Source organism: Rhizobium sp. Pop5 (assembly GCF_024721175.1).
In the GTDB taxonomy this organism is placed as follows: Bacteria; Pseudomonadota; Alphaproteobacteria; order Rhizobiales; family Rhizobiaceae; genus Rhizobium.
The window spans coordinates 325,459-340,892 of the sequence record NZ_CP099402.1 but is presented as its reverse complement, the minus strand read 5'-3'; the positions used below and the strand labels follow the sequence as shown (position 1 = coordinate 340,892).

General features: G+C 60.5%; 15 protein-coding genes. 8 read left to right on the top strand and 7 right to left on the bottom strand.

Translation table 11 applies throughout. The annotated features are described in order from the left end of the window. The first annotated feature begins 10 nt into the window (after positions 1–10). The 4 genes from NE852_RS29625 to NE852_RS29610 all read left to right on the top strand — a co-directional run bounded on the left by NE852_RS29625 (position 11) and on the right by NE852_RS29610 (position 3,878). Positions 11–859: a proline/glycine betaine ABC transporter permease gene (locus tag NE852_RS29625; RefSeq protein WP_008532184.1), complete on the top strand. Its 849-nt coding sequence runs from the start codon at positions 11–13 to the stop codon at positions 857–859. Next, the gene (locus NE852_RS29620) at positions 856–1,707 is read left to right on the top strand and encodes a proline/glycine betaine ABC transporter permease (protein WP_008532185.1); all 852 of its coding nucleotides are present in this window, start codon (positions 856–858) and stop codon (positions 1,705–1,707) included. Before NE852_RS29625 ends, NE852_RS29620 begins: the two co-directional genes overlap by 4 nt. A gap of 16 nt (positions 1,708–1,723) precedes the next feature. Beyond that, on the top strand, positions 1,724–2,719 hold the full coding sequence (locus NE852_RS29615; RefSeq protein ID WP_258157167.1) for a 4-hydroxyproline epimerase: 996 nt from the start codon (positions 1,724–1,726) through the stop codon (positions 2,717–2,719). A gap of 148 nt (positions 2,720–2,867) precedes the next feature. Further along, positions 2,868–3,878, top strand: coding sequence for a GlxA family transcriptional regulator (locus tag NE852_RS29610; protein ID WP_008532187.1), 1,011 nt, complete (start codon positions 2,868–2,870; stop codon positions 3,876–3,878). A gap of 95 nt (positions 3,879–3,973) precedes the next feature. Here the strand turns inward: NE852_RS29610 and NE852_RS29605 are convergent, their stop codons facing one another. Together NE852_RS29605 and NE852_RS29600 are read right to left on the bottom strand one after the other, a co-directional pair. Then, positions 3,974–5,062, bottom strand: a complete 1,089-nt coding sequence (locus NE852_RS29605; protein WP_037173798.1) for a hybrid-cluster NAD(P)-dependent oxidoreductase — start codon at positions 5,060–5,062, stop codon at positions 3,974–3,976. Then, the gene (locus NE852_RS29600) at positions 5,052–6,305 is read right to left on the bottom strand and encodes an aromatic ring-hydroxylating dioxygenase subunit alpha (protein ID WP_258157166.1); all 1,254 of its coding nucleotides are present in this window, start codon (positions 6,303–6,305) and stop codon (positions 5,052–5,054) included. The genes NE852_RS29605 and NE852_RS29600 overlap by 11 nt, the downstream gene beginning before the upstream one ends. Before the next feature lie 109 nt (positions 6,306–6,414). Between NE852_RS29600 and NE852_RS29595 the strand changes: the two genes are divergently transcribed. Then, positions 6,415–7,302, top strand: coding sequence for a LysR substrate-binding domain-containing protein (locus tag NE852_RS29595; protein WP_037173806.1), 888 nt, complete (start codon positions 6,415–6,417; stop codon positions 7,300–7,302). Between the two features lie 151 nt (positions 7,303–7,453). Here NE852_RS29595 and NE852_RS29590 read toward each other — a convergent pair whose 3' ends face one another. Further along, on the bottom strand, positions 7,454–9,451 hold the full coding sequence (locus NE852_RS29590; protein WP_037173808.1) for a bifunctional diguanylate cyclase/phosphodiesterase: 1,998 nt from the start codon (positions 9,449–9,451) through the stop codon (positions 7,454–7,456). Between the two features lie 180 nt (positions 9,452–9,631). Here NE852_RS29590 and NE852_RS29585 point away from each other — a divergent pair, with 180 nt between their 5' ends. Continuing rightward, a complete protein-coding gene (locus NE852_RS29585) occupies positions 9,632–10,669 on the top strand; it encodes a class I SAM-dependent methyltransferase (RefSeq protein WP_008532198.1) in 1,038 nt (345 codons plus the stop codon). 48 nt (positions 10,670–10,717) lie between these two features. On the opposite strand, the gene NE852_RS29580 is transcribed toward NE852_RS29585, so the two are convergent. Together NE852_RS29580 and NE852_RS29575 are read right to left on the bottom strand one after the other, a co-directional pair. Next, positions 10,718–11,464, bottom strand: coding sequence for an SDR family oxidoreductase (locus NE852_RS29580; protein ID WP_008532200.1), 747 nt, complete (start codon positions 11,462–11,464; stop codon positions 10,718–10,720). Positions 11,465–11,495: 31 nt separating this feature from the next. After that, complete coding sequence (locus tag NE852_RS29575; protein ID WP_008532202.1) at positions 11,496–12,683, bottom strand: MFS transporter; 1,188 nt, start codon at positions 12,681–12,683, stop codon at positions 11,496–11,498. Positions 12,684–12,777: 94 nt separating this feature from the next. Here NE852_RS29575 and NE852_RS29570 point away from each other — a divergent pair, with 94 nt between their 5' ends. Continuing rightward, complete coding sequence (locus NE852_RS29570; protein WP_008532203.1) at positions 12,778–13,674, top strand: LysR family transcriptional regulator; 897 nt, start codon at positions 12,778–12,780, stop codon at positions 13,672–13,674. A 41-nt stretch (positions 13,675–13,715) separates the two neighbouring features. Here NE852_RS29570 and NE852_RS29565 read toward each other — a convergent pair whose 3' ends face one another. Then, entirely contained in the window at positions 13,716–14,462 is a 747-nt protein-coding gene (locus tag NE852_RS29565; RefSeq protein WP_008532204.1) for an SDR family NAD(P)-dependent oxidoreductase, read from the bottom strand. Between the two features lie 34 nt (positions 14,463–14,496). After that, the gene (locus NE852_RS29560) at positions 14,497–14,889 is read right to left on the bottom strand and encodes a DoxX family protein (protein WP_037173810.1); all 393 of its coding nucleotides are present in this window, start codon (positions 14,887–14,889) and stop codon (positions 14,497–14,499) included. A 153-nt stretch (positions 14,890–15,042) separates the two neighbouring features. Between NE852_RS29560 and NE852_RS29555 the strand changes: the two genes are divergently transcribed. Further along, complete coding sequence (locus NE852_RS29555; RefSeq protein ID WP_037173813.1) at positions 15,043–15,423, top strand: helix-turn-helix domain-containing protein; 381 nt, start codon at positions 15,043–15,045, stop codon at positions 15,421–15,423. Positions 15,424–15,434: the final 11 nt, after the last annotated feature.

Below are 15,434 nucleotides of genomic sequence, written 5' to 3'. Positions count from 1 at the left end.
GCTGATCGACATGGATACTTCAGCCTTCACCGATCTTTTCGACCAATGGACGGACTCGGCGCTCGAATGGGTGAGCGATAATGGCGAGTTCCTCTTCGACTATATCAGGCAGGTTCTCGAAGGGCTCTACGACGGGATCCTTTGGCTCCTGCAGCTTCCGCCCTTCTACGTGATCGCCGTGATCGTGGCGCTCATCGGCTGGCGGCTGGTCAACGTCTGGTTTGGCGCGCTCGCCGGTATCGCATTGGCGCTCTGCTTTTCCATGGGGCTCTGGCCGGAAACGATGAGCACGCTCGCATTGGTCCTGACCGCGACCTCGCTCGCTCTGGCGATCGGCATCCCGATCGGCATTGCCGCCGGCTTCTTGACCGGTCTCGACCGTTTCATGGAGCCGGGTCTCGACCTGATTCAGACGCTGCCGCCCTATATCTACCTGCTGCCGGCGATCGCCGTGCTCGGCTACGGACCGGCCACCGCAATGATCGCAACCGTGATCGTCGCCATCCCGCCGGCAATCCGCCTGACCTCCCTCGGCATCCGGATGACGCCCAGGGAGTTCATCGAACTCGGAGAGGCGCTCGGCATGACGCCGGCGAAGATGTTCTTCAAGATACGTCTTCCCTTTGCGCTGCCGAGCATCATGGCAGGCATCAACCAGAGCCTGATGATGGCTTTCGGCATGGTCGTCATCGCCGGCATCGTCGGTTCCGGCGGGCTTGGCGAGACGATCTACGGCGCGATCAGGACGCTAGACATCGCGACCTCGATCAACGGAGCGATCGCCATTGTGGTATTGACCATGGTGCTCGACCGGATAACCCAGAGCGCGGCTCGCCTGGGAACAGGGAGGAAGTCATGAACTTTTCGGTCCTGCAGTTTTCGCCTGGTACTTTCCTCGCCCCGGCGGTCGACTGGCTCAATACCAATCTTCACCCGTTGTTTGCGGCGATCAGCGCCGTGGTCGAAGCGGTGCTTTCGGCAATCGAGGCCGCACTCCTCCTCATGCCGCCCTATGCGCTTATCGCGATCGTCGTCGTTCTGGCGTTTTTCGCCGTCAGCCTGCGCGCCGCCATCCTCGCCGGCCTTTGCCTCGGCTTCTGCGTTCTTGTCGGGCTGTGGACGGCATCGATGCAGACGCTTTCGCTGGTGACCGTCGCCGTGATGATCTCCGTGCTCATCGCCTTCCCGATCGGCGTGCTCTGCTCGCGCTACAAGACGCTGGAGGCGATCGTCCGTCCGGTTCTCGACGTGATGCAGACCGTGCCGCCATGGGTTTACCTCATTCCGGCGGTGATGATCTTCAGCCTGGGACGGGTACCGGCGATCATTGCCACCATCGTCTACGGCATTCCGCCGATGCTGCGCCTCACCACGCTCGCCTTCAATCAGGTGCCTGCCGTATTCGTCGAGCTTGGCAACGCCATTGGCGCGCCGCCGCGCTCGATACTCTGGAAAATCGAAATTCCGCTCGCCAAGCAGACGCTGCTCGTCGGGCTCAACCAGTGCATTCTTCTGTCGCTCGCCATGGTCGTCCTGGCCGGCCTTGTCGGTGCGGGCGGTCTCGGCGCGGAAGTGACCCGCGGCCTGACGCGCATGGAAATGGGGCTCGGCCTGAGAGCAGGCCTCGCGATTGTCGCGGTCGCCCTCCTGCTCGACCGGCTGTCCCGTGGCCTGCTCGACCGCGACCGGCTGCCGAAGTCGAGATGAGCAAGGACATGGTGGAATGAGAAAGAGCTTCTTCTGCATCGACGCGCATACCTGCGGCAATCCCGTCCGTCTCGTCGCCGGCGGCGGTCCCTTGCTGCCGCATGCACCGATCGGCGAGCGCCGGGAGATATTCCTGCGCGACCATGACTGGGTGCGCAAGGCGCTGATGTTCGAACCGCGAGGGCATGACATCATGTCCGGCTCGATCATCTATCCCGCCTACCGGCAGGATTGCGATTTCGCCGTGCTTTTCATCGAGGTGAGCGGCTGCCTGCCGATGTGCGGCGCCGGCACCATCGGCACCGTGACCTCAGCAATCGAGGAAGGACTGATCAAGCCGTGTGAGCCCGGAAGGGTCGCCATCGAAACGCCGGCGGGCAGGGTCGACGTCACCTATGAAGAGAAGGACGGCTATGTCGATTCCGTTCGTCTCCACAATGTCGCGAGCTATCTCCATGAAGCCGATGTCGAGGTGGATGTGCCCGGGACTGGCCGCCTGCGCGTCGATATTTCCTACGGTGGCAACTATTATGCTGTCGTCGAACCGCAGGAGAACTGGGCCGGGCTCGACGGCATGAGCGCATCCGATATCGTCGGCTATAGCCAGAAGCTCCGGGAGGCACTTGCCCCAGTCTGCAATCCCGTCCATCCCGACGATCCCAGGATATCCGGCGTGCATCACGTGATCTGGTGCGACCGTCCTGTGAACGACGTCTCGGACGGGCGCTGCGCCGTCTTCTATGGCGACAAGGCGATCGATCGCTCGCCGGGGGGCACCGGCACATCGGCGCGCATGGCCCAGCTTCATGGCAAGGGACGGCTTGCCGTTGGGTCGAGCTATCGTCACGAAAGCCTGATCGGAACCATCTTCGAAGGCCGGGTCGAAGCGGAGGCTGAGATCGGCAGCTATCGCGGCATTCTTCCGAGCATCGGAGGCTGGGCGCGCGTCATCGGTCACAACACCATTTTTGTTGACGACCGTGATCCGCTGGCGCACGGTTTCCAGATCTGATAAGCGTGTTTGCAGGCTCAGCGCATCGGCCTGTAAAAATCGGAATCGCTTGCCGGAAAGCGCGATGCGAGGATTGAAAAAAATGTTGCAGCGTCCCTTACGCGTCCGAAAGACGCACGGCGCTGCAGGAAGTGGCGGGGAGACTGATATGCGACCGGAGCAGCATCGGCAGGGAGACGGCGCCGGCAAGCCCGTCGCTCGGCTCAAGGTAGGGTTCGTTCTGTCGCGGTCATTCACGCTGTCGGCCTTCGCGCTCTTCGTCGATACGTTGCGGCTTGCCAGCGATGAACAGGATCGTTCCGGAAGGGTGCTTGCCGATTGGCAGGTGATCGGCAGCACACGGCATCTGATCACCTCCAGTTGCGGCGTCCAGGTCGCTCCGACGTCCGACTTCGTCGATCCCACGCGGTTCGACTATATCGCCGTCGTCGGCGGGCTTTTGACGGTGGAGAACCCCGTCGACCAGCAGACTATCGCCTTCCTCAAGCAGGCGGATGCCAAGAAGGTGCCGCTGATCGGCGTCTGCACCGGCACGTTCATCCTTGCCGCGGCGGGCCTGATGAAGCGGCATGAATCCTGCGTGAGCTGGCTGCACTACAAGGAATTCCGCGAGCGCTTCCCCGATCTCAACGTCCGTTCCGACCGGCTCTTCAATCTCGACCGCCAGCGCGGATCCTGCGCCGGCGGCAGCAGCAGCGCCGATATGGCGGCATTGCTCGTCCGGAAATACATCAGCCGCGATGCCGAACGAAACGCGCTTGAAGTGCTGCAGATCGAGAAGGCCCGCGCCCCGGCCGACATCCAGCCCCGGCGTCCGCTCTACGATGATTACGACGATGCCCGCGTCAAGGCGGCGATGATCACGATGGAACAGTTCGTCGATGGCAGCATGCCGATCGAGAAGCTCGCCGCCATGGTCGGGCTCTCCAGGCGGCAGCTGGAGAGGATCTTCATCGAGAAGACGGGCATGTCTCCGGCCAAGGCCTATAATCGTGTTCGCATGGAGCGGGCAAAGTCGATCCTTGCCCAGTCGAAGGCGCCGCTGATCGAGATCGCGCTCGATGTCGGCTTCGAAAACGCCTCGCAATTCACGAGGACGTTCAAGCGCACGTTCGGGCAAACACCCTCGCAGCATCGTGCGGCTTCGAGAGCGCACTGAGCGGGAAGACCATTCAGATACTCGACGGAATCGCTTTCGTCTCGCAGCATCCGAACGGTTCCCTCCGGTCTGTAACAAGGCGAAGTTGCCGTCGCTCAGCGCTCGATGACGAGATCGCTGAGCGGCTTCGAGCAGCAGGGCAGGAACAAGCCGGCGTCGATTTCCCTCTGGCGGATGCCGCCATTGTGGTTCATGTCGACCGTGCCCGACGTCAGCTTCGACTTGCAGGTGCCGCAGACGCCGTTCGCGCAGGAGGATGGTATTCTGACGCCCGCTTTCTTGGCGCAGGAAAGCACGCTCTGATCGCTCGATACCTCGATGCTGCGGGCCTGCTTGGAGAAGCTGACCTGAAACACCTTGGTGGCCGCGTCCTGAGCCGCTGGAATCTCCGGCTCGTCGATGACAGCGGCGTCGAAGCTCTCTTCCACATAGTGCGAGGCGGGCACGCCGAGGTCCCCGGCGATGCGGCGCGCCGCCGCCATGAACGGAGCCGGGCCGCAGCACATCACGGTGCGCTCGGCGATATCGGGAACCGCAAGCCGCATATACTCCGCCGAAATGCGGCCGGTCAGACCCGGCCAGGATGCCTCGCCCGCGACGGTCTCAGGCAGAAAGTGCAGCCGAAGGCCTTTCAGCCTGCGGGCGATGCAGGCGAGCTCGTCGCGGAAGATCAGATCCAGCGGCGTGCGGGCGGCGTGCATGAAGACGACATCGGCGGGTTCGCAGCTGTCGGCGAGTTCACGCAGAATGGACATGACCGGGGTGATGCCGGAGCCGCCCGAGAGCAGCAGCAGCTTCTGGCCCGTGCCGGATCGCACGAAATGGCCGAGCGGGCCGTTGGCCTTGACCGATGCCCCCGCGACCAGCGTGTCGTGAAGCCAGTTGGAGATTTTGCCGCCGGGAACGCGCTTCACCGTCACGGAGAAGGCGTTGGTGCGATGCGGCGAGGAGGAGATGCTGTAGCATCGGCTTTCGGCCTCGCCATTGTGTTCGAGGTCGAACAGAAAATATTGTCCGGCCTTGAACGCGAAGCGCTTGCCCGCGCGCGAGGCGAAGGTGAAGGTCTTGACGTCATGGGTCTCCTGTTGGACGTCGAGGCAGACGAGCGCGTCGTCTTCCTCGGGATTCCAGAGGTCGGCGAGGGCGGCCTTCCCGGGCAAGGGCTGCGGGCTCCTAGTATCCATGGGCGCGCATCCGATCGATGTACCAGGTGGCGAACTTGTCGAGGTTCGTCTCGGAGAAACGGGAATAGGGGCCTGGCTGATAAGCGAGATCAAGCGTGCCGGCATGCGAACGGGCGACAAGGTCTGCATCCTGATCCGTCGTCGCGATCCAAACATCCGTCAGCTTGTCGAGATCGTAGTCGATCCCTTCGACGGCGTCCTTGTGCACAAGCCACTTGGTGCGGACCAGCGTCTTGCCGGCCGACAGGGGAATGACGGTCGCGACCACGGCATGGTCGCCCATGAAGTGGTTCCAGCTGTTGTGGCCCCAGAGATGCGTGTCGCCGAGATCCTTGCGGGTCATGTGGCCGAGCAGCTTCGACGATGCGGCGGTGGCGTCATGGGTCTGGGATTCGCCGGCGCCTGCGATGATCAGCCGCTGCGTGCGGAAGTTGGTGGCGCAGTCGGCGAGTTGTTCGACGGCAGCCGAGGGAAAGCCGTCGGCTTCCCACGCCTTGGTCCGCTCTTCATAAAGCCGGAAATGCTCTTCGGCCTGCTCACGATCCTCGGGGCTCAACGTTTCCGGGTCGAAGCCGAAGTCGAGATCGACGAAGGAGACGCAGAGTTCCGGATGGTTCGCGGAGCAATGGTAGCATTCGCGATTGTTCTCCATCGTCAGCTTCCAGTTGCCGTCCTCGATGACGTCGGTCTGGTGAGCGATCCTGGCGTTCCTGATGTCATAGGGCGCGAGGCGCTCCACCACGGTCTGCTCGAGGACGTCGATGTCTTCGGGCGGATTGTCGGAAAGGCACACATAGATCAGTCCGCCGATCGATTTGAAGGTGACGGGCTTCAGACCGCGACAGTCCTTGTCGAAGTCCTTGCCCATGTGGGGAGCGTAGCTCAGCTCTCCCGTCAGTTCATAGGTCCAGGTGTGATAGGGGCAGACGAGCTTGGAGACGATCGTCTTGCCGGGATCGAGAAGGCGGGAGCCGCGATGGCGGCAGACATTGTGCAGGACGCGGATCTCGCCGTCGTCGTCGCGCAGGAGGATCAGGCTCGTCTTGCCGATATCGATGACAGTCGCATCGCCTGGCTCGGGAACGTCACAGTCGAGGCCGACGCAGATCCAGTGCTTGTGGAAGAAGACGTCGATATCAGCTTCGAACACGTCTTCCCTGGTGTATAGGCCGGCCGGCAGGGAATGGCCGTCGGCACGGGCGTCGAGAAGGGCTGAAATGGAAGACGGAAGCTTGTTTAGCATGAGAACCTCTTATGTGAGAGTTTCCCTAGATTGCTCTTGCAGTTACGGGCTTTCAACGGCATAAAAAATTACGCTCGCATAATATTTTGTCATGCGAAAAGGAGTTCGAATGCAGTTTCGAAAACGGCTCCCCTCGCTCACCGCATTAGTGACTCTGGAAGCGGTGCTGCGCCGGAAGAGCTTCACGCTTGCCGCAGGCGAACTCGGCGTCACCCAGGCTGCGGTCAGCCGGCAGATCGCCGCTCTGGAGGAAGAACTCGGCCAGCCGCTGTTCCTGCGCAAGCACCGGGCGATCGAGCCGACCGCCGCCTGCGTCAGCCTCGGAGCCACGCTCGCCAGGAGCTTTGCCGATATTGCCGAGAGCGTGGAAGCGATCCAGTCGCGCGGCCAGGACGTGGTGACGATCGGGGCGACCGTCGCCTTCTCGTCCTTCTGGCTGCTGCCGCGGCTTGCCGAATTCCGTCGCGCCAATCCCGGCATTCTGGTGCGGGTGATCTCGCAGGACAGCGCGATTGCTCTCGACGACGGAGAGATCGACGTCGCCATCCGCTACGGCATGCCGCCCTTCAGCGATGGAACCGTGATCGCCTCGTGCGGCGACGTCATTACTCCCGTCTGCTCCCCCGACTATCTCAAGCGTCGCGGACATGGGTCGCTTAGCCCCGCCGACGAATTCATCGAAACGGACGTTCTCGACCGTTCCTGGTATAGCTGGTCGCAATGGTTTTCGCTGACCGGCGCCAATATCGAGGTCAAACCGTTGCTTCGCTTCAACCATTATACCGAAACCATCGCCGCCGCGCGCGCAGGCCAGGGGATCGCCTTGGGATGGCGCATGCTGATAGGCACCTTTTTGGAGGACGGAACCCTGGTGCAGGCAGACAGTAGCGAGCTTGCCGCCGAAGGCCGCTATAACGTGATCGTGCCCGTCAAGGCCAAGCGTAGCAACGCGCGCAACCTCGCCGCTGCCTGGCTGACGGCGTCACTGCACGGGTGACCAGACGCCATAATCACAAATCCAACCCCACAGTTGCCGTTCGGTGGACGCGTTTGGGAACGAAGGCGAACTGATCTGACAGGCCGGAAATCGGCCGCCGCACATCGATCATCGGCGACGTGCTGAGCCATCTGGAAACCTTGAGGTCGAGTTATGCCGCGTTAAGGAGTTCAGCGCTGACCGGCATTCCCATATGAAAGCCCTGGACGCGGTCGATGCGCAGATCCTTGAGAAGGGAAAATTGTGCTGCCGTTTCGACGCCTTCGACCAGGATCGTATTTCCACGATTGCGGATAAGAGCAATCATGTCCTGAAGCATCGTCAAGCCGCGTGGGTTCGAGCAGTCGTGCAGGAAGGTTCTATCGACCTTGACCGTCTGAAACTCGATTGCCCTCAGCCAAGAGAGGCCCGCGAAGCCGCAGCCGAAGTCGTCAAGCCAGATCTCGACGCCGAGTGCCCGCAGATCGCCAATGCATTTAAGCACCTCCGACTGCATATCCATGTCCAGGCCCTCGGTGACTTCTAAGGCTAGTCGCGACCCGCAGACACCGCACCGAGCAAGGATATCAGCGACACTGGCAGCAAAGCCGGAGGAACGCAGTTGTATTGGCGACACGTTGACGCTGACGGTAGCCATGCGATCGGTCATGAGTATATCACGGCATGCCGTCTCGATCGCCCACCTGCCCAGTTCGAGGATAGCGCCACTTCGTTCGGCAACCGGAATGAACGTCTTCGGCGAAACCGCAGTGCCGTCCGGCATCCTAAGACGCATCAACGCCTCGACAGCTCTTGCTTTCTCGTTCGTCAGGTCGAAGATCGGCTGGTATACCAGCGAGACCAGTTTGCGATCGATGGCGGCCGCCAGCAGCGGGACGAGTTTGCCAGCATGGTCGTCGGGGCGAGGCAACAACGGATCAAAACTACGAATGCAGTTTCGGCCACTTGCTTTGGCATTGTAGAGAGCGAGGTCGGCTTCACGCACTATTCGTTCAACTTTCTCTCCAAGTTTCTCACGAGTGAAGGCGACGCCGATGCTGACGGTTACGGTCGACATATCATCTGGTCGCTCGTCGTGAGCTATCGCAAGAGACTCGACTTCCATTCTGATCTTCTCGGCGAGAGTCATCGCGACCTTGGGCAGGGCTGCCGGCATGACCACGATAAACTCCTCGCCGCCATACCTGCCGATCATGCCATCGGACGCCTCTACAACCGCCTTCAGCGCGTTGGCGATGACAGTCAGGCATCGGTCTCCTTCCTGATGTCCGTAGCGATCATTGAAGCGTTTGAAAAAGTCGACGTCGATGAGGAACACGGAGAAGTCGCGGCGTTCGTCTTTCCATGCGGCCCAGCATTCATCAAGTCGTCGATCCAGCGCGCGTCTGTTGCTTATGCCTGTCAGGTAGTCAGTATGTGAAAGCTCGAGCAGTGACCTTCCCCGCTCGGACGCTTCCCAGTGCTGGTGGCGAGCCTCCGCCGCGTTCAGCAACACGTTTCGACGCTCCACGTTCAATCGCCAATTGACGAAAGACGTGAAGACAAAGCACGAAATGTAGAACAACCCGAAGGCAAGCTTGTAGGTCTGGCTTGAAGGAAAAAATTCCTCAATCGTAACGAAAAATACGCATAGAACGAGGCTTGAGGTGAGCACCGAAAGCCGAAACGGGAAACTGAAAAAGAGGTTGGCGCCCATCATGAAGATGGCGCCGAATATCATGTAGTATGACATGGCGGTGACGTCGCGGGTGGCAATCGCCGGGTAAAGCCAGCCCACATAGCCCACAAGCAGTGCAGCGGCACATGTGATGTCAAACCAGACGGTTTTCGCATTTGCCAGTCGCAAGGTTTCGAAAACCAGCAGAGCGATCGTTGCAACGACGAATCGCGCGGCGATCGTCACAGGGGCAACATCGGGGATCAGCCATCGGTCGGGAAGTGCGAAGGCCACATAAACGGCGACCGCCATCCAAAGACCATGCCGTGAGCTCCGCCTTCGGACAGCATCATTTTCAGTTTTCAGAGATTTAAGGGCCTCGGCGAATGAAAAGCTGGCAGCTGATCCGTCGCGTTGGACATTAGCGTAAGCCGCGATGATGCAACAATACCGGTCTGACAGCCATCTAAAGCAAGTTGAAAAGTAAGCCATACTTCGGCGCCCTCCAAGATCGCGTTCGGCAATCTGCAACCGGTTTGTCTTATTGCTTAGCTTTGTTAGAGGGGTAGCATCTAACTCGCAATAGTAGAAATACCCTTATCCCGTGTAGATTCTAGTCGCATCCTATTTCGAGGTTGATTATGCTTAATGCCATGTCAAAGGGATCTCGAAATGGCACAAAGCCTGGTCTTGGACGGTGTAAGTCTTGTTGCGCCGGGTGAAATTCGTCGGGCGGCAAGGAGGGCTGCTGCTCCAGATCCCGGTGACCTTGTCGTTGCCAGAGCCGAGATTGCCCTTAGCCTTGAGGTGTCGATGCGTCAGTTCAAGTCCGGCGTCGAGCCTAATGCGATAATCGAGCGTCTTACCGACGCCTTGCATCAGATGCGGCGGCGCTTTCATCCGGAGGTGTGGGACGTCATCGTTCCGATCGCGCAATCTCATCCAGTTGCTCATTATCTTCATCAAGATCCGTTGACCCGGTGGTCGTTCGAAAAGCCGCGCGGCTATTCTGGCGACGCACGCCTTCTCGACTTCATCTACGGCAGACCTGAGATTGAGGACGCCGTCTTGTCAGCCAGCAACTTGGGACGTTCGATCTACGCCTACACTCAAAATGCTTCGTCATCCCTAGCGGTAAGGGAGCGTCGAGACATTCTGGCTCGCCGCGTTGACGAAATTGCTTCGGCTCGGCCTGGTTCCACCGAAGTCCTCGCCATCGCGGCCGGGCATCTTCGTGAGGGGCCTTTGTCGCGCGCCCTCGGCGTCGGCGCGATCAAACGCTGGGTGGCTTTGGATCAAGACCCGATGAGCGTTGGAACCGTAGCCCGCGATTTCGCCGGCACGTCCGTCGAGGCGGTGAGCGGTTCGGTCAAGTCTCTGATCGGCGGAAGACATGCGCTGGGAATGTTTGATTTCGTCTATGCCGCGGGTCTCTATGACTATTTGCCGGACGCGGTGGCCGTAAAACTGACCAGGAAGTGCGTCCGCATGCTTAAGCCTGGCGGCACATTCCTATTCGCCAACTTCTCTCCGGAGACGGATGTCGATGGCTATATGGAGACATTTATGAACTGGGCGCTGCTGTTGCGATCAGAACGAGAGATGGGCTTGATCGCCAATGAAAGTGTGGCTGGGGCGGATATGAAGGTGTCTGTCTGGTCCGGCTCAAACCGCAGCATTGTCTATTGTGAAATTCAAAGACCGCAATAGGCCGCACGTCCGCTGGCGACCGATCTGCGGGGCGCGTGCCCGCTTGCATTAGACGGGTTGGGCCGTGGGCCGGAACAGGATTTCGTTGATGTCGATGTCATCAGGCTCGTTGATCGCGAAGGCGACCGTCCGGGCGAATGTGTCAGCGCTGACGGCGATCTTGCTGACGAATTCCTTCGTGCCCGCCTGGATGTCCTTTTCGCTGATGTGCTCGAGGAGTTCGGTGCTGACCGCGCCAGGTGAAATGATCGTGGTGCGGATGTTGTAAGGCTTCACTTCCTTCCGCAGCCCTTCCGAAAGCGCGCGCACGGCGAATTTCGTCGCGCAATAAACGGCGGCACCCGGATCGACCACGTGGCCGTAGACGGAGGACACGTTGATGATGTGTCCGGATTTCTGTGCCTTCATGTGGGGGAGCGCTGCCGCGATCCCGTAGAGCACGCCCTTGATGTTCACGTCGATCATGCGATCCCACTCGTCGACTTTGAGCCGTTCGAGCGGCGCAAGCGGCATCAGGCCGGCATTGTTCAGCATCACGTCGATACGACCGAACGAGTTGACGGCCGTGTCGACGAGGTTCTTGACCTGACGTTGCTCCGTGACGTCGGTCTGGACTGCCTTGGCCTTGTAGCCCTTGGCTATCAGTTCCTCGGCCAGCAGAGCGATGCGGTCGGCTCTGCGCGCGCCGAGGACGACCGAGGCGCCGCGCTCGGCGAGGTGACGCGCCGTGGCTTCGCCAAGCCCGCTGCTTGCGCCGGTGATGACGACGACTTTGTTTTCGATTCCTTGAGACATGACGATCTCCTGTTTTGAGGTTTCGGAAGGTTCAGGCACGGCGGCCCGCCAGGGCGGCGAGAACAGCCGAACCTGCGAGAAGGCAGGCGGCCAGCAGGAAGGTGCTCCACCATCCCGCAGTGTCGAACAGCATGCCGCCGGCAAAAGCGCCGCCTGCAATGGCGAACTGGATCAGCGCCACTTGCAGTCCCCCTGCAGCTTCCAGCTCGCCTGGGACGATGGCTGCCATCCAGGTGTTCCAGGCGACGGGAATCGGGGTCGAGAAGAATCCCCACATGACGAGCAGAGAGGCGGTTGCCGCCGCGAACGGCCCGAGAGCGATCAGCAACAGGGCAAGGATCGCAAGAGCAGCCGGCAATCCGACAAGAACGAGGAGGAGGTGACGGCGGGCGACGAAGCCGATGACGGAGGTTCCGGCGACACCGCCGACGCCAAGGCCGAGAAGCACCATGGACAGATTATTCAATTCCAGTCCCGTGACGCCTTCGAGGAATGGGCGAAGGTAGATAGACAACGCGTTCTGGCCGATGAAGGCGAGACCGGTCGCCGCCATTCCGATCGCGAATCTGCGATTGCGCAGCAAACCGAATATTCTGGCGACCGAGACAGTGGCCGTTGCGGGCATGCTCGGCAGGACGACCAGTTGCCACGCGAGCCCCGCAATTCCGATCGGCACAGTGATCAGGAAAGTGGCGCGCCATCCGATCAACCCGCCGAGAAAACTGCCGAGCGGCGCAGCAAGGACGAGCGCGAATGCGGTGCCGCCCTGAAGCAGGGCTATGGCCTTGGGCAGGTCACGGCTCGAAGCCAGGCGTGCCAGTATAGCTGTCGATAGCGACCAGAAGCCGCCGATCGAAACGCCGACCAGGGATCGTCCAATGAGAAAGACTGGGAAGTCGGGTGCCAGCGCAACCGCCAGGCTCGAAGCAGCCAGGACCGCCGTATAGAGGAAGACGATGGTCTTCCGGTCGATCTCCGTCAGGATTGCATTGCCGAAAAGGCTGGTGGCAACCGCGAAGGCACCGGACACGGTGATCGCCAGTCCGGCCTGCCCCTCCGATACCGAAAGATCCCCGGCGATCGGGGTCAGAAGGCTCACCGGGAGAAATTCCAGCCCGACCAGAAGGAAAGTCAGAAGTGAGAGACAGGTCACCGCACTCCACCGCGTCGCCGCGCCTTCTCTGAGCGCGGTCTCATTCAATGTCAGCTCGATGCTCATGCATGGTCTCCTGTCCGTTGCAAGAGAGATAGCTGGACTGGTTTTGCACGACTAGAAGCTATAATCTGAATGCCGTGATGAAGGAGATTCAACAATGCGGCGGGACGAGTTCACCGAAATGCGTGCGTTTCTGGAGGTGGCTCGCGAGCGGAGTTTTACGCGCGCCGCATCGAAACTTGGCGTCACGCGCTCGGCGCTCAGCCACACGATCAGCGCGCTCGAAGCACGGCTCGGCGTCCGCCTTCTTTCCCGCACGACGCGTGATGTGGCGCCGACGGCAGCCGGCGCGCGCCTCGTGGAAAGCATTCAACCTCATTTCGAAGGCATCGCAGCCGAGGTCAGCGCCATCAGCGCACTGCGCGACAAACCCTCGGGCCATATCCGGGTCGTGTGTCCCGACGATGCCGTGGACCTGGTGTTCCGTCCAAGGCTGCCGGCATTTCTGCGTGATTATCCGGATATCACCGTGGAACTTATCATCGACAACGGTTTCACCAATATCGTCGAACGCCAGTTCGATGCCGGCGTACGGCTCGGCGAAGCGATCGCGCGCGACATGGTGGCCGTTCGCATTGGTCCCGACGTCTCCTATGCCGTCGTGGGATCGCCGGGATATTTTACGGGCCGCATCACGCCATCGACCCCGCACGACCTGACGGACCACAATTGCGTCAACCTGCGGCTTCCCAGTTCAGGGGCGCTCTACGCCTGGGAATTCGAAAAGGACGGTCGCGAGTTCAGCGTTCGCGTGGAGGGCCAACTGGTGATGAGCAACATCGGACCGGCGATCAATGCCGCTCTCGATGGTGCGGGTCTATCCTATGTGCCGCGGGATCTCGTTCGGCAATATTTCGACAGCGGTCAACTGCAGGAAGTGCTCGCAGACTGGGCGCCGACGTTCCAAGGGTATCATCTCTATTACCCGAGCCGGCGCCATCCATCTCCTGCCTTCTCCGCCTTCGTCGAAGCCTTCCGCTATCGGCATCGATAGTCCTGAGGGGCGCAATACGCTGCGCCCTCCTTCGCCGACTGCTACCGAGCGCTGTCGATGATGGCGCCGCCGTCGGGAGTAAGGCTGTAGCCGGTGATGAACTGCGAATCCTTGCTGGCAAGGAACAGCACCACCGGCGCAATGTCCTCTTCCGGCGAGCCGAAACGAGCGAGTGCATTCGCGGGCGGAGGAACCTCCTTTTCGGCAGCGCCCCAGGTATCGGCGATCGGCAGGACGTTGTTCACGGTGATCTTGTCGGCGCCCCATTCGCGTGCCGCCGTGCGGGTCAGCGCGCGCACGGCTTCCTTGGCCATGTTGTAAGGGCCATAACCGGCCAGTCCGCTGGTGGCCGCCATCGAGCCGAAGTTGATGATCCGGCCTTCTCCGCTTTCCCTTAGATGAGGATAGCAAGCCTGCATGAAGCTCAAATAGGCGATCGGCCCGGTGTCGAAGTTCCGTTGCAGCTGCTCGACCGAGAGGTCGATAACCGAAGACGAGACCGCGGAACCATCGAAAGCATTATTCACGAGAATGTCGATGCGGCCATATGCGGCCACAACCTGGTCCACCGCGGCCGTGATCCGGTCGGTCTCTCCGACGTCGCAGATGACACCGAGTGCTGCGCCGCCCGCTTCGACGATCTCTGCGACGACACGTTCGACGCCTTCTGATGTGCGCGAGAGAATTGCGACCTTCGCGCCTTCGGCGGCAAAGAGCTTTGCAGTGGCGCGGCCAATGCCGCGGCTTGCGCCGGTGACGATGGCAATTTTTCCATTGAGTCGACCCATTTCTATCTCCTTGGTTGGGTTAGGTTATCGGACGTCAGCGCATGGCGGCTTGAACGTAGGGGGAGGGGACCATGCGGGCGTCGTTCTGCGTCATGAACGAGGTGACGAGCAGCGCCAGGCCGATCGCCGCGGGCAGGGCGCCGGCGGGTTTGCGAACGCCGATATGTGCGAGGCCCGAGAGCAGCAGGTGGAAGAAGATGCCGGCATAGGCGAGATCGCTGAGCGGCATGCTGACGCGTGAAAGGATCGCGACCGGGCCGAGAACCTTGATGACGATCATGAATGGAATGAGATAGGAAGCCTTGTATCCGAGTTCCGCCAGAACCTGACGAACCCAGTCTCGCTTGGTGACATAGATGGTGGCCGAGGCGAGATAGAGCGCGGACAGAAGTGCCGTGCTGATCCAGTACACATAATATTCAGGCATGAGTTCATCCCTGTCGCTGCCCACGCAGCAACATTCCTCTCGTCGAGTCTGTCGTTTGTTTCGAGGGGCGCTTTTCCCGCGCTTCCCTGTGCATGCAGAGAAATGTCGTCTAATATCTATATTTGCAAGTAGGATGATTTACTTGCTGTTAGTATGGAAAAGCAGACTATGGCCGAAGAAGAAGTCAATATGCATGAAGAGATGCGGCGGGCCTTCGCGCTGCTTTCCGGCAAATGGAAGCTGGAAATCATGTGGCTGCTCAATCAGCGGATCTATCGGTTCGGCGAATTGAGAAAGGCTATTCCCGGCATCACCCAACACATGCTGACGGCGCAACTTCGCGAACTCGAAGCGGACGGTCTGGTATCCCGCACCATCTTTGCGGAGGTTCCTCCGCGCGTCGAATATGAGATCACGCAAAAAGCGCGGGGCCTCGGCCCCACGATGGAAGCTTTGACGGCATGGTGGAACGAGTATGGCAAAAGCGTGCCGGTGAAGCCGAGCGCACGCGGCCGGAAGGCGAGAGGCGGCTGAACTGCATCACA